Genomic DNA, 22,433 nt, shown 5'->3' with positions numbered 1-22,433 from the left:
ACCGCCCCTCAGCGGCCCTGGCCACCAGCCCCCAGCTGCGCTTTTGCCTGAGAGACAAGCAAAGTGCCAAGGCTCCGGCCTTCTGTTTATGATCTCCGGACCCCGCTACCCCCTGCCCGGAGTCCGCATGTCCACGCCCCCGTCCCCCGCCGCCCGTCCGCACCCCCTGCATGTGCTGCGGGCCACCACCTTCGCGATAGGCGCCCTGCTGGTGCTCGTCGGCGTCGGGGTGCTGCTGCGGCAGCCGCTCCTCATACCCCCGCTCGCCGCCAGCGCCGCCCTGGTGCACGGTGCGCCGGGCCTGCCGATCTCGCAGCCGCGCAATCTCGTCGGGGGCCAGCTGCTCTCCGCCGCCATCGGGTTCGGGACGCTCGCGGTGACCGGGAGCAACGGCTGGGGAGCTGCCGTCGCCGCCGGGCTCTCGCTCGGGGCGATGATGCTCACCCACCTCTCCCACTCCCCCGCCGCCGCGACGGCCGCGATCGTCGTGCTCCAGGCCCCGCACCCGCTGCCGTTCCTGCCGCTGCTCGCGCTCGCCGCGTCGCTCCTCGTCGCCGTCGGGCTGCTGCCGGGCCGGATCGGCGGGCACCCGGTCCGCTACCCGTTGAGCTGGTGACCGCGCGGCCGAAGCTGTTAGTGTTCTTGGACCTTTCGTAGATCCAGGAGAACGAACATGGCGGTGGACGACGACATCTCCGGGTGATACCCGGCTCCGTCTGGCCAGCGGCCGGTGCGCACAGGCGCCGCCGGGTTGGCCTCCCAGTCGTCCCCTTTTCCTGTTCCGGGCAGCCGTATCGGCCTGTCCGTCTCCCACGCGAGGTCTCCTTCCGTGTCTACCGCGTCCGACGCCTTCGTCGTCTGCTCGAACCTGTCCTTCTCCTGGCCCGACGACACTCCGGTGTTCGACGGCCTGTCCTTCTCCGTGCCGTCCGGGCGCACCGGGCTCGTGGCCCCGAACGGCGCGGGCAAGAGCACGCTGCTCAAGCTGATCGCCGGTGAGCTGACGCCCGCCGGCGGCTCGGTGACCGTGCGGGGTGTGCTCGGTCATCTGCCGCAGAACCTGCCGCTCGCCGGGTCGCTCACCGTGGCCGAGGTGCTCGGCGTCGCCGGGATCGTCCGCGCCCTGGACGCCGTCGAGTCCGGGGATGTCAGCGAGGAGCACTTCACCGTCATCGGCGACGACTGGGACATCGAGGAGCGCACCCGCGCCCAGCTCGACTCCCTCGGCCTCGGTGAACTGGACCTCGACCGGCGCCTCGACACCCTCAGCGGCGGCCAGATCGTCTCCCTCGGCCTCGCCGCCCAGCTGCTGCGCCGCCCCGATGTCCTGCTGCTCGACGAGCCCACCAACAACCTCGACCTCGACGCCCGCCGCCACCTCTACGACGTCCTGGAACGCTGGACCGGCTGCCTGCTGCTGGTCAGCCACGACCGGGCGCTGCTCGACCGCATGGAGCGGATCGCCGAGCTGCACCACGGTGAACTGCGCTGGTACGGAGGGAACTTCACCGCGTACGAGGAGGCGGTGCGGGCGGAGCAGGAGGTCGCCGAGAAGAACGTCCGCAACGCCGAACAGGAAGTGAAGCGCGAGAAGCGGGAGATGCAGCAGGCCCGCGAGCGCGCGGAGCGCCGCGCCAGCAACGCGGCCCGCAACCTGAAGAGCGCCGGACTGCCGAAGATCTTCGCAGGGAACATGAAGCGGGGCGCCCAGGAGTCCGCGGGCCGGGCGGGCCAGACACATGCCGCGCGGGTCGGCGACGCGAAGGCGCGCCTGGACGAGGCCGAGCGCGCCGTGCGTGACGATCCGCGGCTCGTCCTCGACCTGCCCGACACGAAGGTGCCCGCGGGACGCACCCTCGTACAGGCCGAGCACGCGCAGGTACGCAGGGGTGAGCGGGATCTGTTCGCCGGGGAGGGTGTCGACCTCACGGTGCGCGGGCCGGAGCGCATCGCGCTGACCGGGCCCAACGGCGCGGGGAAGACGACCCTGTTGCGGCTGGTGAGCGGTGATCTGCGGCCGGACGACGGCAGCGTGAAGGTGGCCGACGGCCGGGTCGCGTACCTGTCGCAGCGCCTCGACCTGCTCGATCCGGAGCGTACGGTCGCCGAGAACTTCGCCGCGTTCGCGCCGGGGCGCCCGGAGGCGGAGCGGATGAATCTCCTCGCGCGGTTCCTGTTCCGCGGCCCGCGCGCCCACCTGCCGGTGGGGGTGCTGTCGGGCGGGGAGCTGCTGCGGGCCACCCTGGCGTGTGTGCTGTGCGCCGAGCCGGCCCCGCAGTTGCTGCTGCTCGACGAGCCGACGAACAACCTGGACCTGGTGGGCGTCGGCCAGTTGGAGAGCGCGCTCGGCTCGTACCAGGGCGCGTTCATGGTGGTGAGCCACGACGAGCGGTTCCTGGCCCGGATCGGTGTGGAGCGTCAACTCCGGTTCTCCGGCGGCGTGTTGACGGACGTGGGGGCTCCTGAGATGTGATCCGCCGGCGTGACGACCCGGCCCGCCCCGAGGCGTACGCCCGGCGGGCCCCACGACCGCTCACGTCGAACGGAACACACCTCACATGTCCCAGCCCGCCCTCATCGCCCACGAACTGACCCGCACCCTCGGCACCCGCCGCGTCCTCGACGGTGTGTCGCTCACCGCGTCCCCCGGCCGCCGCATCGGCCTCATCGGCGAGAACGGGGTCGGCAAGTCGACCCTGCTGCGCCTGCTCGCGGGCGTGGACACCCCCGACTCAGGCAGTGTCGTACGCCCGCCCGACCTCGGCTTCCTTCAGCAGGAGGCGCCGTACGACGCGACGGCGACGATCGCGGACGTGCTCGACGACGCGCTGCGCGAGACCCGCGCCGAACTCGCCGAGCTCGACCGGCTCGGCGAGGCGCTCTCCCGTACGCCGGAGGAATCCGATGCGTACGCCGAACTCCTCGACGCCTACGGCACGTTGCTGCAGAGCGCGCAGGAGCGCGAGGCGTGGGACGCGGACCGGCGCGCCTCGATCACCCTCACCGGTGTCGGTCTCGGCGCGCTCGCGCACACCCGCACCCTCGGTTCGCTCTCCGGCGGCCAGCGCGGTCGGCTCGCGCTGGCCGCGCTGCTCGTACGCCGCCCTGCCGCGCTGCTCCTGGACGAGCCGACGAACCATCTCGACGACGACGCCGCGCTGTTCGTGGAGGAACAGGTGCGGGCGCTGCCCGGCGTGGTCGTGCTCGCCAGCCACGACCGGGCGTTCCTCGACGCCGTGTGCACGGACCTCGTGGACCTCGATCCGGCGGTGGAAGGACCCGTGCGGTTCGGCGGCAACTACACCGCGTACCGGGCCGAGAAGCGGGCCGAGCGGGAGCGGTGGGAGCGGCGGTTCGCCGAGGAGCAGGAGGAGTTGGTGGCGTTGCGGCACGCGGCGGGTGTCTCGGCGCACCGTGTCGCCCCGGACCGGGGACCGCGCGACAACGAGAAGATGGGTTACGGCGTCCGCGCCAACCGGGTGCAGAGCCAGATCTCGCGCCGGGTCCGCAACGCCACCCGGCGCCTGGAGGAGCTGGAGCGGACGCGGGTCGCCGCGCCACCGCCGCCCTTGCGCTTCCGGCCCGAGCGGCTCGCCCAGGTGCCGGGCGGCGCACCCACCGGCGCCGAGACCGGCGTCGAGACCGGCGTCGACATCGACGGCGACGAGCCGCTGGTGTCACTGCGCGCGGTCCATGTCCCCGGGCGGCTGACACTGGACCGGCTCGACGTGACACCCGACGACCGGCTCCTCGTCACGGGCGCCAACGGCACAGGAAAGTCAACCCTGTTGGCGGTCCTGGCCGGACACCTGGCGGCGCGGGGCGAGACCCTGCGGCGTACCGGCCTTTCGGTGGGGTTGCTGGCGCAGGACTCCGTGTTCGCGCGGCCCGAGCGCACCGCACGTGACACGTACGTGCGGGAGCTCGGGTTCGAGCGGGCCGAGGCGGTGCCGCTGGCCGGGCTCGGGCTGCTGCGCGCGGCCGACCTCGACCGGCCCGTCGGCCACCTCTCCGTCGGGCAGCGCCGGCGGCTCGCGCTCGCCCTTCTCGTGGCAAGACCGCCGGAGCTGCTGCTGCTCGACGAGCCGACGAACCACCTCTCCCCCACGCTCTGCGACGAGTTGGAGGACGCCATGGGCGCCGGGCCCGGCGCGATCGTCGTCGCCTGCCACGACCGGTGGCTGCGCGAGCGCTGGAAGGGCCGCGAGCTGCGGCTCGACCGGACCGCCGACGCCGGGTGACCGGTGACGGGTGACCGGTGACGGGTCGGGCTACCAGCGGTCCCGGTGCACCACGTCCGCGACCGGCCTGCGGCGCACGGGACCGAACCGGCCGAGCGGCCTGCCGATCGGGATGGCGGCGAAGGTCCGCATGTCGTCGGGGATGCCGAGCGCGGCCTTCCACTCGTCCTCCAGCATCAGGTGCCAGATGGTGATGTTGGCGGCGAGGCCGAGGCCGCGCGCGGCGAGCAGCAGGTTCTGTACGCCCGGGTAGACGCAGGAGCCCTCCGCGAGCGCGGCGAACCGCTCCTGCGTGGCGGCCATGGCGGCGGTCGCGTCGGGGCCGAGCGCGGCGGCGGAGGCGCTCAGCCCCTCGTCGTCGAGGCGCGGCGGCGGGAACTGGTAGCAGGGGATGACGAGCGCGGGTGTCTCGGCGAAGTGGTCGCGCTGGTACTCGATGGCGGCGACCATGCGCCCGTACGCGGCCTCGTCCATGCCTTCGGGGGCGTGCTTCCCCGTGGTCGCCAAGTAGGCGCCCACACACCGCCTCCACAAGGGTGCCAGTTCCGCCATGACCTGTGGATCGGTGACCACGACGTACTCGTAGCGCTGCATGTTGCCGCCACTGGGCCCCCACACCGCTGCCTGTATGAGCTGGTCGAGGAGTTCCTCGGGGACGGGTTCCGGGCTCAGTCGGCGCATGGCGCGCATCGTTGCCATGGTGTCGAACAGGGCGGGTTCTTCGGTGACTTGGCGTGCGGTGATGTCTTCCATGATCACGAGTCTAGGGGTGTCATTCGCGCCAAAACACCCTCGGATTCCACGCATCCTTTGACCCGCAACACCGAGTTAACCCCCAAGTCACCTTTGCAGAGTTAACCTATCTCTTGACCTTCAGTTGACCGTACGTTGGCGCTTTCTTGGCAGACGAAGCGCGAGGGGGAAGCATGTCCCGAAGTGGGAGGAAGAGCACGGCGATGGCCTATGTCATCGCCCTGCTGCTCGCGCTCCCGCTGCTCGCGCCCGCACAGTCGTTCGCTTCCGCACACAGCGCGGTCGCGAGTCAGAGCGACGCGAAGGCCTGCCACGACGGTCCGGCACCCCAGGGGCAGGCCGAGGTGGCACGCACCCGGGACCGCCAGCGGGCGTCCTCGTGCACGGCCCAAGTCCCGTGCCCCTGCGCCGAGTCACCCGTGCCCGCCGTCGCCGCGGACGCGGCCACCGCGCCGTACTCCTCGTACGTCAGACCGGACAGATCCATCGACGAGCTGACAGCGGCGTCCCTCCAGGTCTTCCGCTGCTGAGATTCCCGACAGCCGTACCCCTCACCTGTCCTGCCCGTCCGACGCGCCATGCAGGCGCGCCAGGAGGAATCACCACACATGCAGCCCCTCATCGACAACGCCCGCACCTTCGGCCAGCGCCCTGAGGAGTTCGCCAGTCACGCCGACGGCCAGTCCCCGCAGGTCCTCTTCATCACCTGCTCCGACTCTCGCGTCGTGCCGGCCCTGATCACGGGCGCCCGCCCCGGTGAGCTGTTCGAGCTCCGCACCGCGGGCAACATCGTGCCCCCGTACGCAGGCGGCACCCCCTGCGGGGAGACCGCCACCATCGAGTACGCCGTGGAGGTCCTCGGCGTCACGGACATCGTCGTGTGCGGTCACTCGCACTGCGGGGCCATCGGCGCGCTGGTGCGCGGCGACGACCTCGCGGCCGTGCCCGCCGTGCGCGACTGGCTCGCGCACGCCGCGGACGAGCCGGGTGCCTGCGACCCGTCCGACGCCACGGTCGCCGCGGCCGTCCAACAACACGTCCTCGCCCAGCTGCTCCGGCTGCGCTCCTACCCGTGTGTGGAGCGCCGGCTCGCCGACGGCCGACTCACGCTGCGCGGCTGGTACTACGAGGTGCACACCGGCGGCGTCCGCGAACACCGCGCCGACTCCGACGCGTTCGAGACTCTGTGAGTGCCGCCATGACAGACACCACCCCCCACACCCCGAATCCACCCACCCGTCCATCCCCCAAGTTCCCGCATCTGAAGGCGGACTTCACGGCCTCGCTGGTCGTGTTCCTGGTCGCGCTGCCGCTGTGCGTCGGCGTGGCCGTCGCCTCCGGAGTGCCGGCCGAGATCGGTCTGATCACCGGCATCGTCGGTGGCATCGTCACGGGCCTGATGCGGGGCAGCAGCCTCCAAGTGTCGGGCCCCGCCGCCGGGTTGACCGTCCTCGTGTTCGAGGCGGTGCAGGAGTTCGGCCTGCCGGCGCTCGGTGCCATCGTGCTCGCGACGGGTCTGCTCCAGATCGCCATGGGCGCGCTCAAGGTGGGCCGCTACTTCCGGGCCATCTCGGTCTCGGTCGTCGAAGGCATGCTCGCCGGCATCGGCCTGGTCCTGATCGCGGGCCAGATGTACTCGGTGCTCGACGCCAAGGCCCCGGAGTCCGGGATCGGCAAGATAGCGGGGCTTCCGGAGGCGTTCCTCGACGCGCTCGGCAGCGCCTCGGCCCTCGCCTCGCTCGCCCTGGGCGCCGGGACCGTCGCGGTCCTGGTGCTGTGGAAGTACATGCCCAAGAAGGCGCGCGTCGTGCCGGGTCCGCTCGCCGCGGTGGGCCTCGCGATGCTGGCGGCGTTCGTGTTCAACGCGCCCGTCGCCATGGTCGAGGTCAACGGTCTGATCGGTTCGATCCAGCCGCCGCCCCTCGACTCCTTCGGGCAGCTCGCCACCGTCGGCATGCTCGGCACGGTCGTGGCGTTCACTCTGATCGCCTCCGCCGAGTCACTGTTCAGCGCGGCGGCCGTGGACCGGATGCACGACGGTCCGCGCACCGAGTACAACAAGGAACTCCTCGCGCAGGGCGCGGGCAACGCGGTGTGCGGTGTGCTCGGCGCGCTGCCGATGACCGCGGTGATCGTGCGCAGCTCGGCCAACGTCCAGGCGGGCGCGAAGACCAAGGCGTCCCGTGTCATGCACGGCGTATGGCTGCTGCTGTTCGCCGCGCTGCTGCCGACGCTCCTCGCGTACATCCCGATCCCGGCGCTCGCGGGTGTCCTGGTGCACGCCGGGGCGAAGCTGGTGCCCGTGCGGCCCCTGGCCAAGCTCTGGCGCGAGCACCGGGGTGAGGCGCTGATCCTGGTCGTCACCGCGGTGTCGATCGTGGCGATCAGCATGTTCGAGGGCGTGCTCATCGGTCTGGCCCTGTCGGTCGTGAAGACCGCCTGGGACTCCTCGCACGTCAAGCTGGAGGTCATAGACAAGGGCGCGGGCCCGGTGCAGGCACACCTGACCGGCAACGCGACGTTCCTGCGGCTTCCGAAAATCCTCGACAGCCTTGAGGCCCTTCCGCAGAACCGTCCCGTGGAGCTGAACCTCTCCGGCCTCCAGCACCTGGACCATGCGTGCCGCACGGCCCTGGAGAACTGGGCGGAACGGCACAGTTCGGCGGAGACGGAGCCGGTGAAGCTCACGTCGGCGTGACAACCGCTCCGGCCTGACAGCCGCTTCGGCCAAGGCCCCGACTCCCGTGCGGCGCACGGGAGTCGGGGCCTTGGTGTGTCGAGCGGTCGGGCGTCAGCTCTGCGAGGGGAGTTCGGCGCATGTCGAGGTGGCCGGGTCTCCGGAGAGGCGGTCGGTGAGCCAGGAGATGGCCTGCCCCTGGTCGGTGAGGAGCGGGCCGAAGTGGTTGATGAGGGCGCGGCCGACGTCCGGGATGGCGACCGGCTTGTACGTGACCTGGGCGCCGCGGCCGCACCAGTCGACGGCCAACTGGCGGGCCTGGCCGTGCGGGACGAGGTTGTCGTTGACGCCGGTGGCGACGCGGACCGGGCTCTGCGGCTCGATGGTGCCGATACGCTGCTGGGCGAGGAACTCCTGGAGGCGCGGCTCCGCCTTGATGATCTCTTCGAGGCTCTTGCCGTCCTTCGTCCAGGTCGAGCTCTTCTTGGACGAGTAGCCGAGGATGGCGTCGCCGACGCACGCCGTGGAGAGGTCCTTGAGGGCCGCCCGGCCCTTGTCGCTCAGGTACTTGTCGGCGATCGGCCGGAGGTCCGGGTCGGACTGCAGGAAGCCGTTGAGGGACCAGCCGAGCGCGCCGACGAGGTCGGTGCCGTCGATGGCCTTGGTGGTCGCGGTCAGGTCGGCGGGCGGCGCCCCCGCGTACGTACCGGAGAGGGTGACATCGGGGGCGTACGTCGGCTGGAGTTCGGCGGCGGCCGCGGTGGCGCCGCCGCCCTGGCTGTAGCCGAAGAGGCCGACCCGTGAGTCGGTGGTGATGGAGGCGTCCTTGAGGGCGCGGGCGGCGCGGACGGCGTCGAGCACCGCGTGCGCCTCGTCGACGCGGTTCACGTAGGTGTGCAGGCGGTCGGTGGTGCCCAGGCCGATGTAGTCGGTGACGACGACCGCGACCCCCTTGGCGAGGAGCCGGTAGATCGCCAGGTCCTCGTAACCGGCCACCAGCGTCTGGCCGTTGACGCGGATCGGGTGTTCCAGGCCCATGGACGCGGCGCACTGGTCGCCCTGCCCCTGCGTGCCGGGCGCGAGGGCGACGAGCGGGCGAGGGCCGTTGCCGCGCCACTTGGCGCTCGGTTCGATGTACGCGCCCGTGGACGCGGCGGGATTCCCGTTCGAGTCGGTGGTCTTGTACATGATGCGGGTCGCCTTGCCGGGCAGCGGGCCGTTCAGGCCGGGCAGGGTGAGGGCGAGCGGGAGCGGTTCGTCGCGGATCAACGCGCCGTCCGCGTCCGGGAGTTCGGCCGGCGGGTTGTAGAACGTGGGGATGGTGACACCGCGGGACACCTCCTGGTCCGAGCCGGTCGCGGCCGCGGCGGGCACGGCCTGTGCGCCGACACACGCGGCGACGGTGACGGCGGCGGCCAGCAGTCGGGTGGGGGCGGCGGGCATGGCGAACCTCCGGTCTACGGGCGGGGCCTGACCCCGCCTGGCGGCAGTCGGCCGGGACTCTCGGGCAGGCCGACGGCGCGTCGCGTGCGGTCGTCACACCGCCACCACGCGCCGTTGCGGACGCTATCCACATGGGAGTTACCGGGGGTAGCACCGGGAAGGTTACGGTTGAGTAACCTGCGGCGGAGGGGCGTTGTCAGTGGCGTGTGCTTGAGTGTGGGGCGTGGGTCCGGTGAACCTGTCGGGCCTGGTGAACGGAGGGGGAAGCGCATGGCGGGCAGCGGGAGTTGGGCGAGGGTCACCTGGCGGGACTGGCAGGATCTCGACACCATCGTGGGGCACTTGGAGGCGGGTGCCGACCCGGATGCGTGGGGCCCGCACGGGGGTCGGCCGCTGCATCGGGCGGTGCAGTTCGGCACCCCGGAGGTCGTGTCCGAGCTGGCCCGGCGCGTGACGGATGTGGACGCGCCGGAGAGTGGCACGACGGCGCTGTGGCACGCGGTCGTGGCGAACCGTCCGGAGGTCGCGCGTGCCCTCGTCGCCGCCGGCGCCGATCCGTGGCGGGCGCAGTGCGGCGGCTGGTCGGCGGGGCGGCTCGCGCTGGCAGGGCCCACGCCCGAGCTGTTTCCCCGGCCCGAGGGCGAACCGGGGCTGAGCGCGTCGGAGGAGTCGGCCGTGCGCGAAGCCCGGCGCCTGATCGCCGCGTTGGGCGACCTCGACGCCGAAGGCATGGGCCTGGCGTGTGTGGCGGGCATCGACGCCGAGGAAGCACGGCGCCGCCTGTCGGCCTCCCCCGTGGCGGGAGACCGGCTCGATGAGGCGGAGGGTGATCCGGAGGCGCACGGCCTCTCCTGCGACTTCTCCCACGACTCCTACGACGACGCGATCGTCGGCCTCACTACCGTGCCCGGCGGCTGCGTCGTCGCTCAGCCCTGGGGGTACGAGCCGCAGCGACTGGAGGTGCAGGCCCTGCTGTCCGCGGGCACCGTCTCCTACGGCTTCTACGGCAACCCCAAGAGCGGCGACCAGGGCAGCGTCGTCCGCGACGGCGTCGTCGAGGGCTCGGACCTGCACCCTGGCGGCGGGCCCTACGACGACGACACACCGGAGGAGGTGCTGGCGGCGTACCTCTACCACCACCAGCCGGTGGCGTACGCCTGCGCCTACGCGGGCCTGCGGCTCACCGACGCCCGCGCGATCGTCGGCCCGCCCGAGATGTGGGTCGAGCTGCCCCGAATATGAGCCCGGCCGCGCTCAGCTCTGAGCGTCGTCGAGCCGCAGCACGTCACGGACCGTGCGTACGACTCCGTGCTCCGTGTTGGCCGGGGCGCGCAGGCGGGCGCGGGCGAGGACGTCGGGGTGGGCGTTGGCCATGGCGTAGGACCAGTCGGCGGTGTCCAGCATCTCCAGGTCGTTGCGGTAGTCGCCGAACACCATGGTCTGCGCGGGCGTGACACCGAGGGCGGCCTGGAGCCTGCGGACGGCGGCGCCCTTGTTGGCGGCGGGGTTCATGACGTCGATCCAGTGCTGGCTGGAGACGACGACCTGGTGTGTGTCCGCGAGGGGTTCGAGGATCGGGGCGGTGGTGTCCTGCGCGGAGCCGAAGTCGAAGAGCGCGACCTTCACGAAGTCGTCCTCGACGGCGGTGGCGTCGGCGACGATCTCGTGGGCGGCGTAGTACTTGCGGACCTGCTCCATGAACGCCTCGTCGGAGCGCTCCACGTACGCGGACCGCTTCCCGCAGACGACGACGCCCGTGTCGGCGCCGCCCTCCTCGACGAGCCCGCGCACGGACTTCACGATCCACTCGACGACGCCGCGCTCCAGCGGGTCGGAGCTGACCTCGGCGCCGCCGCGCAGGACGTACGCGCCGTTCTCCGCTACGTAGACCATGCCTCCGTCGTCGACGGCCTCGAACTGTGCGGCGAGCGTGGCGTACTGGCGGCCGCTGGCGGGGCAGAAGGCGATGCCGCGGTCGTTCAGCTCGGCGAGGAGCGGCCACAGGGAGTCGGGTATGTTCCCGTCGCCGTCCAGGAGCGTGCCGTCCATGTCGGTGACGATCAGGCGGATGTCGGGCGGGGTGGCCGCGGACGGCTGGTGGTGCTGGGCGTTCACGGTGGTTCCTGATTCGGTGGTGTGCGGTGATCCGGGCGTGGCACTCCCAGTTTAGTAATGGGCCTTACCAAACGTCTTCCGCCCTCCGGTACCGTCTTCGGCCGCTCCGCTCTGACCGGGCAACACTCTTGATCATGCCCACGTCGGCGCCGTACGGTTCCGGCACTCACTCCGCGCAGGGCCAACCCAACCAGGAGCGCGCCATGCCCCCATTCACGCAGGACGGCACCGTTTTGCGGTACGACGACCGCGGCCCCGCGGACGGCGGCGTGGTCGTGCTGATCCACGGCCATCCGTTCAACCGGACGCTGTGGGATCCGCAGGCCGACGCGGTCGCGGCGGCCGGGTACCGGGTGCTCACGCCCGATCTGCGCGGGTACGGCGAGAGTGGCGTAACGCCGGGGCAGGTGCCGCTGTCGCGGTTCGCCGACGACGTGGCCGCGCTCCTCGACACGCTGGGCATCGGGTCCGCCGTGGTCGGTGGTGTGTCCATGGGCGGGCAGATAGCCATGGAGTTCCATCTGCGGTACCCGGACCGCACCCGCGCCCTCGTGCTGTCCGACACCTCGGCGCCGGCCGAGACCGCCGAGGGCAAGCGGCTGCGGAACCGGCTCGCGGTGCGGCTGCTCGCCGAGGGCATGGGCGGGTACGCGGACGAGGTGATCGACAAGATGCTCGCGCGGTACAACGTGGCGGCGCTGCCCGACGTCGCCGCGCGGGTGCTCGGCATGATGCAGGTCACCGATCCGCGCGGGGCCGCGGCGGCGCTGCGCGGGCGGGCCGAGCGCCCCGACTACCGGGACAGCCTGGCCGGGGCCAAGGTGCCGGCGCTCGTCGTGGTGGGCGCGGACGACGTCTACACGCCGGTCTCGGACTCGGAGGAGATCGTGAAGCTGATGCCGGACTCGGTGCTCCGCGTGATCGACGGGGCCGGGCATCTGCCGGGGGTCGAGCAGCCGGAGCTGTTCAACACCGTGCTGCTGGACTTCCTCCGTGACCGCTGCCCGACCGGGTAGGGCGAGCACGGTGACCCGTTCGGCGAGCGACCGGCTGCTCGACGCGCTCGGCGCCTTCGACCAGGACCACCCCTCGCTCACCCTGACCGAACTCGCCCAGCGCGCCGACCTTCCGCTGCCCACGGCACACCGGCTCGTCGGCGCGCTCTCCCGCTGGGGCGCCCTGGAGCGGGACGAGGCGGGGAACTATCACGTGGGTCTGCGGCTGTGGGAGATCGCGGCGCTCGCCCCGCGCGGCCTCGGCCTTCGGCAGGCGGCGCTGCCGTTCCTGGAGGACCTGTACGAGGCCACGCACGAGAACGTGCATCTCGCTGTGCGGGACGGCTCGGAGGTCGTCTACATCGAGCGGCTTTCGGGGCGTTCGGCGGTGGGGGTGCACTCGCGGGTCGGCGCGCGGTGGCCGTTGCACGCGACGGGCGTGGGGTTGGTGCTGCTCGCGCACGGCGGGCCGGGGCTTCAGGAGCGTTACCCCGAGGGCGGGTTGGCCGCCTTCACGCCGTACACGGTGACGGACCCGGTGCGGCTGCGGCGAATGCTGGCCGAAGTGCGGCGCGGCGGTGTCGCGGTGAGTGACCGTCAGATCACGGACGACGCGCTGTCGGTGGCGGCGCCGGTGCGCGGTCCGCGCGGGGATGTCGTGGCGGCGGTCTCCGTCGTCGTACCGGTGGAGGGGGCGCGGACGCCTGCGTTGATTCCGGCGGTGCAGGTGGCGGGGCGCGGGATCTCGCGGGCGCTCGGCTGGCAACCGGTCTCGGCCGAGCGGCCCGCTTCCGTCTGAACGGCCGACTTCCGTCTGAACGGCCGACTTCCGCCTGAGCAGCCCGCTCCCGCCTGAGCGACCCGCTTCCGTCTGACGAAAGTGGCGTTGTGGGCCTGTGGTTCGGGTCACCAGGGTGGTCGGTGACGCGCGGCGACGGTGCCGTGCGTGGTGACTGGAGGGACGCCCGTCATGACCGGAAACGGAAGCCCGTCGTACTCGGCCTTCGCCCGCGACCAGTGGTACGTCGCCGCGTGGTCGAAGGAGGTCGGCCGGGAGCTGCTCGGCCGCACGATCCTCGGTGAGCCGATCGCCTTCTACCGCACCGAGGACGGCGCCCCGGTGGCGCTCGCGGACCGGTGTGTGCACCGCCGCTACCCACTGTCGGCGGGCGGCCTGGACGGGGGCCGGCTGGTGTGCGGGTACCACGGGTTCACGTACGACACGACGGGGACGTGTGTGTTCGTGCCGGGGCAGAAGCGGGTGCCGCGCACGGCGCGGGTGAGCTCGTACCCGGTGGCGGAGGTCGACGGGATGGTGTGGGTGTGGGTCGGCGACCCGGAGTCGGCCGACACGGCGACGATTCCGCGCGCCCCGCACCTCGTCGAGGACGGCTTCGTGACCGTGGAGGGCATGGAGCCGATCGACGCCGACTTCATGCTGCTCGTCGACAACCTGATGGACCTGTCGCACGAGACGTATCTGCACGGCGGCTACATCGGCACACCGGAGGTCGCCGAGACACCCATCGCCACGGAGGTCGACGAGGAGTCGGGCATCGTGCGGGTGTCGCGGCACATGAAGGACGCCGAGTGCCCGCCGTTCTACGCCCGTTCCACCGGCATCGAGGGCCGCATCGACCGGCGCCAGGACATCGAGTACCACGCGCCGTGCCTGTATCTGCTGCACAGCACGATCAGCCCGTCCGGGCAGGAGACCCCGGCGTTCCGTACGGAGATCACGTACGCGATCACACCGTCCGCGCCGGGCAAGGTGTACGACTTCTGGGCGGTGTCGCGGAACTTCGCGACCGAGGACGACGAAGTGACCGCGTTCCTGCGGGACTTCAACCACAAGGTCGTGATGCAGGACGTCGACGCGCTCAATCTGCTGCAGCGCACCCTGGACACCGAACCCGCGGGCTACCAGGAGCTCAGCATCAACATCGACACGGGTGGCCTCGCCGCGCGCCGCATCCTCGGGAAGCTGGCCGCCGGATGACGCGGCCCGCCGTCTACCGCATCGAATGGCTCCCCGGCACCGACCTCCTCGACGGCCGCTGCTACTGCGGGGCCCGGCACACGAGCCAGGACCCGGTGGCCATGTGGGAGTGGATGCTCGCCCACCCCGACCACCCGAACACCCGTGAGGACAAGGAACGTTGAACGTGAGCGACCCGCTGCTCGACACGCTGGACCTCGCCGTCGCCGAACGCCGCCAGGAGGCCACCGGCGTCGTGTCCCTGCTGCTTCGCCGCCCGGACGGGGCGCCGCTGCCCGCGTGGGAGGCGGGGGCCCACATCGACGTACTCCTGGACGAGAGCCTGGAGCGGCAGTACTCGCTGTGCGGCGGCGACGACCGCTCGTGGCGGATCGCCGTGCTGCGCGAGCCCGACGGGCGGGGCGGTTCGGCGCGGGTGCACGACGGGCTTAAGGAAGGCGCTGCGATACGGGCCCGTGGGCCGCGCAACCACTTCCGGCTCGAACCGGCGCCCGCCTACCGGTTCGTGGCGGGCGGCATCGGTGTCACGCCCATCGTGCCGATGCTCGCCGAGGCGACCCAGCAAGGCGCCGCATGGTCACTCTCCTACGGGGGCCGGTCGCGCGAAACGATGGCGTTCGCCGACGAGTTGACCGCCCGGCACCCCGGCGGGCGGATCGCGCTCGTCGAGGGGCTGCTCGATCTGCCGTCCACCCTGGCGGACCTGCGCCCCGGTGAACTCGTCTACGCGTGCGGGCCCGAGCCCCTGCTCAAGGCGTTGGAGGAGCTGGTTCCGGCCGAGGTACTGCGCACGGAGCGGTTCACCCCGGCGGCGGCCGACACCAGTGGCGACACGGCCTTCGAGGTCGAACTCGCCAGCTGTGGGCGGGTGTTGAAGGTGCCGGCCGACCGGACGGTCCTCGCCACGTTGCAGGAGGCCGGGGTCGAGGTCCTGTACTCGTGCACCGAGGGAACGTGCGGCACCTGCGAGACGGATGTGCTCGCGGGCGAGGTGGACCACCGGGACAGTGTGCTCACGGCGGCGGAGCGGGACAGCGACGAGACGATGATGGTGTGCGTGTCGCGGGCCAAGGGCGCGCGGCTCACGCTGGATCTGTGACGGCCGCCGACGCCTGCTCCTGGTGTGTCGTCGCCTGCTCCGCCCGCCGGAGCAGCACCGCCGCCACCAGTCCACCGGTCAACACGGCCGCCGCGCCCACCAGTTGACCGGTCTCGACGGCGGAGCCGAACGCCCGCGTCACCGTGTGGCGTTCGGCCGCCGAGTCGGTGGCGGCGAGGGCGGCGGGCAGGGAGGCCGCGGTCACCGGCACGAGCGCCGAGAAGCGGGCGCTGAGCACGGCGCCGAGGACGGCGACGCCGAGGCCGCTGCCGAACTCGGTGACGGTGCCCTGGATCCCGGCGCCCGCGCCCGCCTTGTCGCGCGGGATGGAGCCCATCACGGCGACGGCCATCGCCGGGTTGGCGAACGCGCAGCCGAGGCCCATGAGGACGAGCCCGGCGAGCAGCCCCCCGTATCCGTCCACGACATGTCCGGCGAGCGCCACGGCGGCGAGGCCGCAGGCGAGCAGGGTCATGCCGACGGCGACGGCGCCCGGGATGCCGAGGCGCTTGCTCAACCGGGCGGACAGGCCGGTGAAGTTGAGCAGCACCACGGTCAGCGCGAACGGCGCCGTGCGCAGGCCCGCCTCCAACGGCCCGTATCCGAGGACGAATTGGAGCTGCTGCGTGAGCAGGAACAGCGCTCCCCCGCTGCCGAAGGTGATGAGTACGGCGCCGATGACGGCCCCGGTGAAGGTGCGGTTGCGGAAGAAGCTCATGTCGAGCATGGGGTCGGCGACGCGCCGCTCCCACAGCACGAACCCGACCAGCGCGCACACCCCGAGCCCCGCGCCCGCGAGCACGTACGGGGACGACCAGCCGTGGTCGGGCCCGGACACGACGGCGTAGACGAGCGCGGTCATCGCGACGATCGACAGCAACGCGCCCAGCACATCGGGGCGGTGGCTCTGTTCGGCGCGGCTCTCCGGCACGAGGACGCTGACCGCGCACAGGCCGAGGAGGACGACGGGCAGGTTGACGAGGAAGAGGGAGCCCCACCAGAAGTGGGCGAGCAGGACGCCGCCGACCAGCGGGCCCGCCGCGAAGCCGAGGGCGTTGACGGCGGCCCACACACCGATGGCGCGGACCCGTTCGTCGTCGTCGAAGACCTGCACGGCGACGGCGAGGGTGGTGGTGAGCAGGAGGGCGCCGCCGACGCCCATGCCGGCGCGCGCGGCGATCAACTGGCCGGTGCTGTGGGCGAGTCCGGCGGCGAGCGAGCCGCCGCCGAACAGCACGAGACCAGTCAGGAGCAGCTTCTTGCGGCCGTAGCGGTCGGCGGCGGCCCCGGCCGCGAGCAGCAGTCCCGCCTGCACGAGCACGTACGCGTTGATGATCCACTGGACGTCGGCCGTGCCCGCGCCGAGGTCGTCGGTGAGGGTGGGGACGGCGACGTTGAGGATCGTGTTGTCGAGGATGACGACGAGTTGGGCGAGGCAGATGACGCCGAGGATCAGCCAGCGGCGCGGGTCCCTCGGCCGGGCGAGGGTCGTGGCGGGGGTGGGGGCGGTCGGCTGCTCGGCGGCGGACGTCGCCGTCATGCGGGCTCCTTCTGGGCAGGACAGGCGGAGGACACGGGAACCTCCCCGCTGGTTAGGTAACCCTAACTCAACGGCCGGCCCGCGTCCGCCCCCGCCCTTTCCGCGGAAGCTCAGCCGGTGAACGCCACGTCCGCCGCCCGGTCCCGCTCCAGCGTCGGCGCGGTCAGCAGCAGCATCGCGGCGAACCCGAGCGCCGCGACGCCCGCGAAGAACCAGAAGCCCCACGGGTGCGCGATGCCCGCCGTGACCAGGGCTCCGGTGACGAAGGGGCCGGTGATGGAGCCGAGTCGGCCGACCGCGGATGCGAGGCCGAGTGCGGTGCCGCGGGTGCGGGCCGGGAAGACGTGGGCCACGTATCCGTAGATGAGGACCTGCGCGGAGAACACGAAGACGCCGGTGAGCAGGACGAGCGCGTTCAACAGCAGGCTGCTGTCGATGCGCAGGCTCAGCACGGCGAGCAGTACGGCGCCCGCCGCGAACCAGATCCGGGCCACGCGCCGGATGCCGTACTTGTCGGCGACGACGCCCGCGACGACGAGCCCGATGACGGCGCCGATGTTCAGGACGAGCAGCAGCGCGATGGAGCGGGAGATGGGATAGCCGGCGCTGCGCATGAGTTGGGGCAGCCAGGTGTTGAGCCCGTAGACGAGCAGCAGGCCCATGAAGGAGCCGCCCCACACGGCGAGGGTGGTGCGGCGGATGCGCGGTCCGAGCAGATCGCGCATGCCGATGCGCTCGGCCTCGGGCTGTCGCTTGGCGGCGAGGTACGCGGCGGACTCCGGGAGCTTCCACCACATCAGCGGCACGACGAGGAGGCCCGCGACTCCCCCGCCGTAGAACAGCCAGTGCCAGTCGTCGGCGACGGCGAGGGCGAGCACGGAGGTGAGGACGGCGCCGACGTGGTAGCCGGTCATGGTGAAGGTGCTGGCGCTGGCGCGGCGGCGTTCGGGGAGGTTCTCCGACATGACGGTCAGGGCGACCGGCATGCACGCGCCGAGGCCGAGCCCGGCGAGGAAGCGCAGCACTCCGAACACGGCGACGTTCGGGGCGAGCGGTGTCACCAGCGTGAACACGGAGAACAGCAGCACGGATCCGATGAGCATGCCGCGCCGCCCGAACCGGTCGGTGAGCGGGCCGAGCCCCGCCGCGCCGACCGCGACCCCGATCAGGGACACGGTGGCGACGGCGGTGGCATCGGCGGCGGTGAAACCGAGGTGGTGCGTCTTGAGCAGGGTGGGGATGGTGGCACCGAGCGCCACCAGGTCGTATCCCTCCAGCAGGACGGTCAGCCAGCACAGCACCGCTGTGCTGACCGACCGCGTGGGAGACGTCGTCATTGCCGTACTCCTTGCCGAACGAGCGGATGGGGACGGGGACGCGCTGCTCCTAGGGGACGGGGGTCATCAACAGGGGCTCGGGGATCAGAAGGGGTACGGCGCGATCCGCGGGCGCACGGTCACCCACTGCGTCTCGGTGAACGCCTCGATATTGGCCTGCGCGCCGCCGAACCGGGATCCGTTTCCGGAGTCGCCGACGCCGCCGAAGGGCGCGCCGGGCTCGTCCATGACGGTCTGTTCGTTGATGTGCACCTTCCCGGAGTGCAGCTGGTCGGCGAGGGTCATGGCGGCGCCGACGTCGCCGAGGATGCCGACGGACAGTCCGTACGGCGAGTCGTTGACGATGCGGGCGGCCTCTTCGAGGTCGCGGTACGTACGCACGGGGGCGACGGGTCCGAAGATCTCCTCGCGCCAAGCGGGGGTGTCGTCGTCGAGGCCGGTGAGGACGGTCGCCGGGTAGTACGGGGCGTCGGCCTTGCCACCGGCGGCGATCTTCGCGCCCGCGGCGACGCTGTCGGTCACCACCTGGTCGATGTGGGCGAGTTGGCGGCCGTCGATGATCGGGCCGAGCGCCACGTCACCGAGCGCGGGGTCCCCGACGGGCAGCGCCGCGGCCTTCTCGGCGAGCAGCGCCACGTATTCCTCTGCCTGCGACTCGTGGACGAGGTGGCGTCCGGTCGCCATGCAGATCTGGCCCTGGTGGAGGTACGAACCGAAGGCGCCGGCCGAGGCGGCGGCGGGGAGGTCGGCGCCGGGGAGGACGACGAGGGCGTTGTTGCCGCCGAGTTCGAGGTGGACCTTCTTGAGGTTGCGGGCGGCGGACTCACCGACCTTGCGTCCAGCGGCAGTTGAGCCGGTGAAGGAGACGACGGACACCTCGGGGGCCTCGACGACGGCGGCGCCGACGCTCGCGTCGCCGGGCAGCAGGTGAAGGAGTCCCTCGGGCAGCCCCGCCTCCTCGAAGATCCGGACGATGGTGACACCACCGCACACGGCGGTCCGCGGGTCCGGCTTCAACAGCACAGCGTTGCCGAGCGCGAGGGCGGGTGCCACGGAGCGGATGCCGAGGATCAGCGGGAAGTTGAACGGCGCGATGACGGAGACGACGCCCGCGGGGACGCGGCGCGCGAACGACCAGCGGGGCTCGCCGCTGCTGAGCACGTCGCCGAGCGGGTGCGCGGGCAGCGCCGCGTCCTCGTAGCACTCGGCGGCGGCGAAGTCGGTCTCGACGGTGGCCTTCGGGCGGGTCGATCCGGCCTCGCGGACGATCCAGTCCTTGATCTCCTCGGCGTGCTCGGCGAACAGGTCACCGGCCCTGCGCAGCACGGCGGCGCGCTCGGCGGGCGAGGTGCGGGCCCACTCCTTCTGCGCCTCGGCGGCGCGGGCGGCGGCGCGGGAGACATCGTCAGGGGTGGCGCTGCCGATGTTCGCGAGCCGGTTCCCGGTGGCGGGTTCGACGACGCGGGAGGTACCTCCGGAGCCCTCGGTCCAGCCGTCGAGGTGGATGCGGTCGTGCCATATCGGGTTCTCGAGGAGAGCCATGTTCACTCCGGTGTGGTGCGGTGGGTGTCGACCTGGACGAGGCGGGGCCCGTCGGTCGCGGGATTCTTCAACTGCTCGCGCAGATCGGCGAGTTCGGTGACGGTGGTGGCGGGCACCCCGTAGCCCGCGGCGAGCGCGGTGAAGTCGATGCCGGGAATCTCGGTGCCCGGCACGTCAGGTGTGTCGAGGAGCGTCCCGAACCAGCGCAGCGCGCCGTACGTGCCGTTGCGCAGGATCAGGAAGGTGACCGGGATCCGGTAGTGGGCGGCGGACCACAGCGCGGTGATGCCGTAGTTGGCGGAGCCGTCGCCGACGACCGCGACGACCGGCCGGTCCGGGTCTCCCATGGCCGCGCCGACGGCGGCGGGCAGCCCGAAGCCGAGGCCGCCGGAGGCCGGGAAGAAGTAGGAGCCGGGGCGCCGCAGGTCCATCTGGCGCCACCATGCGGAGTTGGTGGACGTCGACTCGACGACATAGCGGGTGTCGGGCGGCTGGGTGTCGCGGAGCGCGGCGAAGACCTCTTCGGGGTGCAGAGTGTCACCGGGGGCGGTGGCGGGCTCGGGCGGAGCGGTGAACTCCCTTGTCCTGCTTGTACGTTGAGGCAGACGCGTCAGGAGTGCGGTGAGCACCGGGCCGGGGTCGGCGACGAGCGCCTCCCCCATCGGGGCGCGGGCCGCCGCGCCCGGGTCGTCGGTGACCTGGACGAGCCGGGCGCCTTCGGGGAGGTACGGGCCCGGCACGTGCTGGTGGTAGCGGAAGACGGGCGCGCCGACGGCGAGGACGAGGTCGTGACCGGCCAGCGCCGACGACACCGAACCGATTCCGGCGGGCAGCACGCCGCGCAGCAGCGGGTGCCGGTTGGGGAACGGGAGGCGGTGCGGCGAGGGCGCCACCCACACCGGCACGTCGAGGTGTTCGGCGCAGGCCACGGCCCGGTCGAAGAGCCCGGCGGCGTCGATGTCACCGCCGAGTACGAGCACGGGGTTGTGGGCGGCTCCCACTTCCCGTACGAGGTCGTCGAGTTGCGCCTCGTCGGGGGCGAGGCCGCGCCGCACCCGGCGTTCGAGGATGTCGGAGGTGTGCGGGTCGAGCTCGGCGTCCCAGTCGTCGTACGGCACGGAGAGATAGCTCGGCCCGCGCCGCAGCTCGGCTTCGAAGACGGCGTGGGCGAGGGCGCGCGGGACGTCGGCGGCGCAGGCCGGTTCGGCGGAGTGGCCGACGAGGGGGCGCATCAGCTGTGGGGCGTCCACGTTGGCGAGCATCGCCTCCATGCCGACGGCGGAGCGCACCTGCTGGCCCGCCGTGAGCACCAGCGGCGAGCGCGCGTACACGGCGTTGGTGAGCGCGCCCATGGCGTTGCCGGAACCGGCTGCGGCGTGCAGGTTGACGAACACGGGGCGGCCGGTGACCTGGGCGTATCCGTCGGCCATGCCGACGACGACGCCTTCGTGCAGGCCGAGGACGTAGCGGAAGGAGTCGGGGAGCCCGGCCAGGAAGGGCAGTTCGTTGGAGCCCGGGTTCCCGAAGATCGTGGTCAGGCCCTGGCGCTCCAGGAACGCGTGGGCGATCCGGCGTGCGGTCGGCATGCGCGAACTCCTCCTTGACCGGGGGTGATGTGGTTGAGCCTAGAAATAAAGCGGACCGTGCTCCAATCAATGTTGCCTACCCACGTCATAGACAGGTTCGATAATGCGAGCCATGGACAGGGCCCTGAGGGGCCGGGTCGGGTCGGGCCCTGACGGGCCGGGACTGGACGGCATTGGACGGGAGCCGATCGTGCGGGACTTCGACCTCAACCTCATACGGACCTTCGTGCTGCTCTACGAGACCCGTAGCGTCACGGCGACCGCCGAGGCCCTGCACGTGACCCAGCCGACCGTCAGCTACGGGCTGCAGAAGCTGCGCCGCCGCTTCGGCGACGAACTCTTCCGCCGCACCGGCGCCGGCCTCGCGCCGACGACCACGGCGCGCGCCCTGTACGAGCCGCTCCACAGCGCCGTCACGGAGATCGAGACGACGCTGAGCGGCGCCCACTCCTTCGACCCGGCGACGGCGCGCGCCGCGTTCACGGTGTGCCTGTCCGATCTGGGGGAGGTCGCCCTGCTGCCCCGTCTGATGGCCGCGCTGCCGAGGCGGGCGCCGGGGGCGACGCTGAGTGTGCGGCCACTCGACATCGGGGGCGCGGAGGACCAGTTGGGCCGCGGCGAGATCGACGCGTTCATCGCCTCGCCACCACTGGGCTCGCAGCGCGTCGAGCGGATCCCGCTGTTCTCCGAGGGGTACGTCGCCGTGGTGGCGCGCGACCATCCCCGGTTGCGCGGCGCCGCCGTGTCCCTGGCGGCGCTCGGCGCCGAGCGGCATGTCACGGTCTCGGGCCCCGCCGGGCACGACGGGCCGCGCCGCGCGTTGGAGGCGCACGGCCTGCTGCACCGGGTGGCCCTGGAGTTGACGCGTTTCGCGGGGCTGCCGTATCTGGTGCAGGACAGTGAACTCGTGGCGATGGCACCGCGGTTGGTGGGCCGGATGTTCGCGGCGGATCACCGCGTACGGCTCGTGGAACTGCCCTTCGACGTCGAGGCGGCGCAGGTGTCGGTGTACGCGCGGCACGCCCACGCGCGGACTCCGGCGCAGCGGTGGCTGGTGGACTTCATGCGGGAGTCGTTGGTGGACGCGACGCGGGCGTGAGGCCGGC

At 72.1% G+C, this 22,433-nt stretch carries 20 protein-coding genes; 13 read left to right on the top strand and 7 right to left on the bottom strand.

What is annotated here, in order from left to right; all coding sequences use genetic code 11:
* Positions 1-127: 127 nt before the first annotated feature.
* The 3 genes from RBJ65_RS39210 to RBJ65_RS39200 all read left to right on the top strand — a co-directional run bounded on the left by RBJ65_RS39210 (position 128) and on the right by RBJ65_RS39200 (position 4,241).
* Entirely contained in the window at positions 128-616 is a 489-nt protein-coding gene (locus tag RBJ65_RS39210; protein ID WP_306321992.1) for an HPP family protein, read from the top strand.
* Positions 617-829: 213 nt separating this feature from the next.
* Complete coding sequence (gene abc-f / locus RBJ65_RS39205) at positions 830-2,473, top strand: ribosomal protection-like ABC-F family protein (protein WP_306321993.1); 1,644 nt, start codon at positions 830-832, stop codon at positions 2,471-2,473.
* A gap of 85 nt (positions 2,474-2,558) precedes the next feature.
* Positions 2,559-4,241 (top strand): ABC-F family ATP-binding cassette domain-containing protein, encoded by a 1,683-nt coding sequence (locus RBJ65_RS39200; RefSeq protein ID WP_306321994.1) that lies wholly within the window; start codon positions 2,559-2,561, stop codon positions 4,239-4,241.
* Between the two features lie 30 nt (positions 4,242-4,271).
* On the opposite strand, the gene RBJ65_RS39195 is transcribed toward RBJ65_RS39200, so the two are convergent.
* Positions 4,272-4,994: a nitroreductase family protein gene (locus RBJ65_RS39195; RefSeq protein ID WP_306321995.1), complete on the bottom strand. Its 723-nt coding sequence runs from the start codon at positions 4,992-4,994 to the stop codon at positions 4,272-4,274.
* A gap of 173 nt (positions 4,995-5,167) precedes the next feature.
* On the opposite strand from RBJ65_RS39195, the gene RBJ65_RS39190 reads away from it, so the two are divergent.
* The 3 genes from RBJ65_RS39190 to RBJ65_RS39180 all read left to right on the top strand — a co-directional run bounded on the left by RBJ65_RS39190 (position 5,168) and on the right by RBJ65_RS39180 (position 7,692).
* Complete coding sequence (locus RBJ65_RS39190) at positions 5,168-5,524, top strand: hypothetical protein (protein WP_306321996.1); 357 nt, start codon at positions 5,168-5,170, stop codon at positions 5,522-5,524.
* Between the two features lie 78 nt (positions 5,525-5,602).
* Complete coding sequence (locus RBJ65_RS39185; RefSeq protein ID WP_306321997.1) at positions 5,603-6,184, top strand: carbonic anhydrase; 582 nt, start codon at positions 5,603-5,605, stop codon at positions 6,182-6,184.
* Between the two features lie 8 nt (positions 6,185-6,192).
* Positions 6,193-7,692 carry a SulP family inorganic anion transporter gene (locus RBJ65_RS39180; RefSeq protein WP_306321998.1) on the top strand — a complete coding sequence of 500 codons (1,500 nt, stop codon included), beginning with the start codon at positions 6,193-6,195 and terminating at the stop codon, positions 7,690-7,692.
* A 93-nt stretch (positions 7,693-7,785) separates the two neighbouring features.
* Here RBJ65_RS39180 and RBJ65_RS39175 read toward each other — a convergent pair whose 3' ends face one another.
* Positions 7,786-9,114, bottom strand: coding sequence for a lipase family protein (locus RBJ65_RS39175; RefSeq protein ID WP_306321999.1), 1,329 nt, complete (start codon positions 9,112-9,114; stop codon positions 7,786-7,788).
* A 270-nt stretch (positions 9,115-9,384) separates the two neighbouring features.
* Between RBJ65_RS39175 and RBJ65_RS39170 the strand changes: the two genes are divergently transcribed.
* Positions 9,385-10,356: an ankyrin repeat domain-containing protein gene (locus tag RBJ65_RS39170; RefSeq protein WP_306322000.1), complete on the top strand. Its 972-nt coding sequence runs from the start codon at positions 9,385-9,387 to the stop codon at positions 10,354-10,356.
* 12 nt (positions 10,357-10,368) lie between these two features.
* Here RBJ65_RS39170 and RBJ65_RS39165 read toward each other — a convergent pair whose 3' ends face one another.
* Complete coding sequence (locus RBJ65_RS39165; RefSeq protein ID WP_306322001.1) at positions 10,369-11,229, bottom strand: Cof-type HAD-IIB family hydrolase; 861 nt, start codon at positions 11,227-11,229, stop codon at positions 10,369-10,371.
* 203 nt (positions 11,230-11,432) lie between these two features.
* Here RBJ65_RS39165 and RBJ65_RS39160 point away from each other — a divergent pair, with 203 nt between their 5' ends.
* The 5 genes from RBJ65_RS39160 (at position 11,433) to RBJ65_RS39140 (ending at position 15,322) form a co-directional block, all read left to right on the top strand.
* Positions 11,433-12,245: an alpha/beta fold hydrolase gene (locus RBJ65_RS39160; protein ID WP_306322002.1), complete on the top strand. Its 813-nt coding sequence runs from the start codon at positions 11,433-11,435 to the stop codon at positions 12,243-12,245.
* Positions 12,246-12,255: 10 nt separating this feature from the next.
* Positions 12,256-13,023: an IclR family transcriptional regulator gene (locus RBJ65_RS39155; protein WP_306322003.1), complete on the top strand. Its 768-nt coding sequence runs from the start codon at positions 12,256-12,258 to the stop codon at positions 13,021-13,023.
* Between the two features lie 171 nt (positions 13,024-13,194).
* Positions 13,195-14,223, top strand: coding sequence for an aromatic ring-hydroxylating dioxygenase subunit alpha (locus tag RBJ65_RS39150; protein WP_306322004.1), 1,029 nt, complete (start codon positions 13,195-13,197; stop codon positions 14,221-14,223).
* Positions 14,220-14,387, top strand: a complete 168-nt coding sequence (locus RBJ65_RS39145) for a hypothetical protein (RefSeq protein WP_306322005.1) — start codon at positions 14,220-14,222, stop codon at positions 14,385-14,387. Before RBJ65_RS39150 ends, RBJ65_RS39145 begins: the two co-directional genes overlap by 4 nt.
* Positions 14,388-14,389: 2 nt before the next feature.
* Entirely contained in the window at positions 14,390-15,322 is a 933-nt protein-coding gene (locus RBJ65_RS39140) for a PDR/VanB family oxidoreductase (RefSeq protein ID WP_306322006.1), read from the top strand.
* Here the strand turns inward: RBJ65_RS39140 and RBJ65_RS39135 are convergent.
* The 4 genes from RBJ65_RS39135 to mdlC all read right to left on the bottom strand — a co-directional run bounded on the left by RBJ65_RS39135 (position 15,306) and on the right by mdlC (position 21,327).
* Positions 15,306-16,862 carry an MFS transporter gene (locus tag RBJ65_RS39135; protein ID WP_306322007.1) on the bottom strand — a complete coding sequence of 519 codons (1,557 nt, stop codon included), beginning with the start codon at positions 16,860-16,862 and terminating at the stop codon, positions 15,306-15,308. The two genes, RBJ65_RS39140 and RBJ65_RS39135, sit on opposite strands and share 17 nt — an antisense overlap.
* Positions 16,863-16,972: 110 nt before the next feature.
* Positions 16,973-18,199 carry an aromatic acid/H+ symport family MFS transporter gene (locus RBJ65_RS39130; protein WP_306322008.1) on the bottom strand — a complete coding sequence of 409 codons (1,227 nt, stop codon included), beginning with the start codon at positions 18,197-18,199 and terminating at the stop codon, positions 16,973-16,975.
* Between the two features lie 84 nt (positions 18,200-18,283).
* Positions 18,284-19,741, bottom strand: coding sequence for an aldehyde dehydrogenase family protein (locus tag RBJ65_RS39125; RefSeq protein ID WP_306322009.1), 1,458 nt, complete (start codon positions 19,739-19,741; stop codon positions 18,284-18,286).
* Positions 19,742-19,743: 2 nt separating this feature from the next.
* Positions 19,744-21,327, bottom strand: coding sequence for a benzoylformate decarboxylase (gene mdlC, locus RBJ65_RS39120; protein ID WP_306322010.1), 1,584 nt, complete (start codon positions 21,325-21,327; stop codon positions 19,744-19,746).
* Positions 21,328-21,439: 112 nt separating this feature from the next.
* On the opposite strand from mdlC, the gene RBJ65_RS39115 reads away from it, so the two are divergent.
* On the top strand, positions 21,440-22,426 hold the full coding sequence (locus tag RBJ65_RS39115) for a LysR family transcriptional regulator (RefSeq protein ID WP_306322011.1): 987 nt from the start codon (positions 21,440-21,442) through the stop codon (positions 22,424-22,426).
* Positions 22,427-22,433: the final 7 nt, after the last annotated feature.

Source organism: Streptomyces sp. KL109B, from assembly GCF_030766935.1.
Taxonomy (GTDB): Bacteria; Actinomycetota; Actinomycetes; order Streptomycetales; family Streptomycetaceae; genus Streptomyces.
Note: the sequence above shows the minus strand (reverse complement) of the source record. Positions and strands in the feature narration are given on the sequence as shown.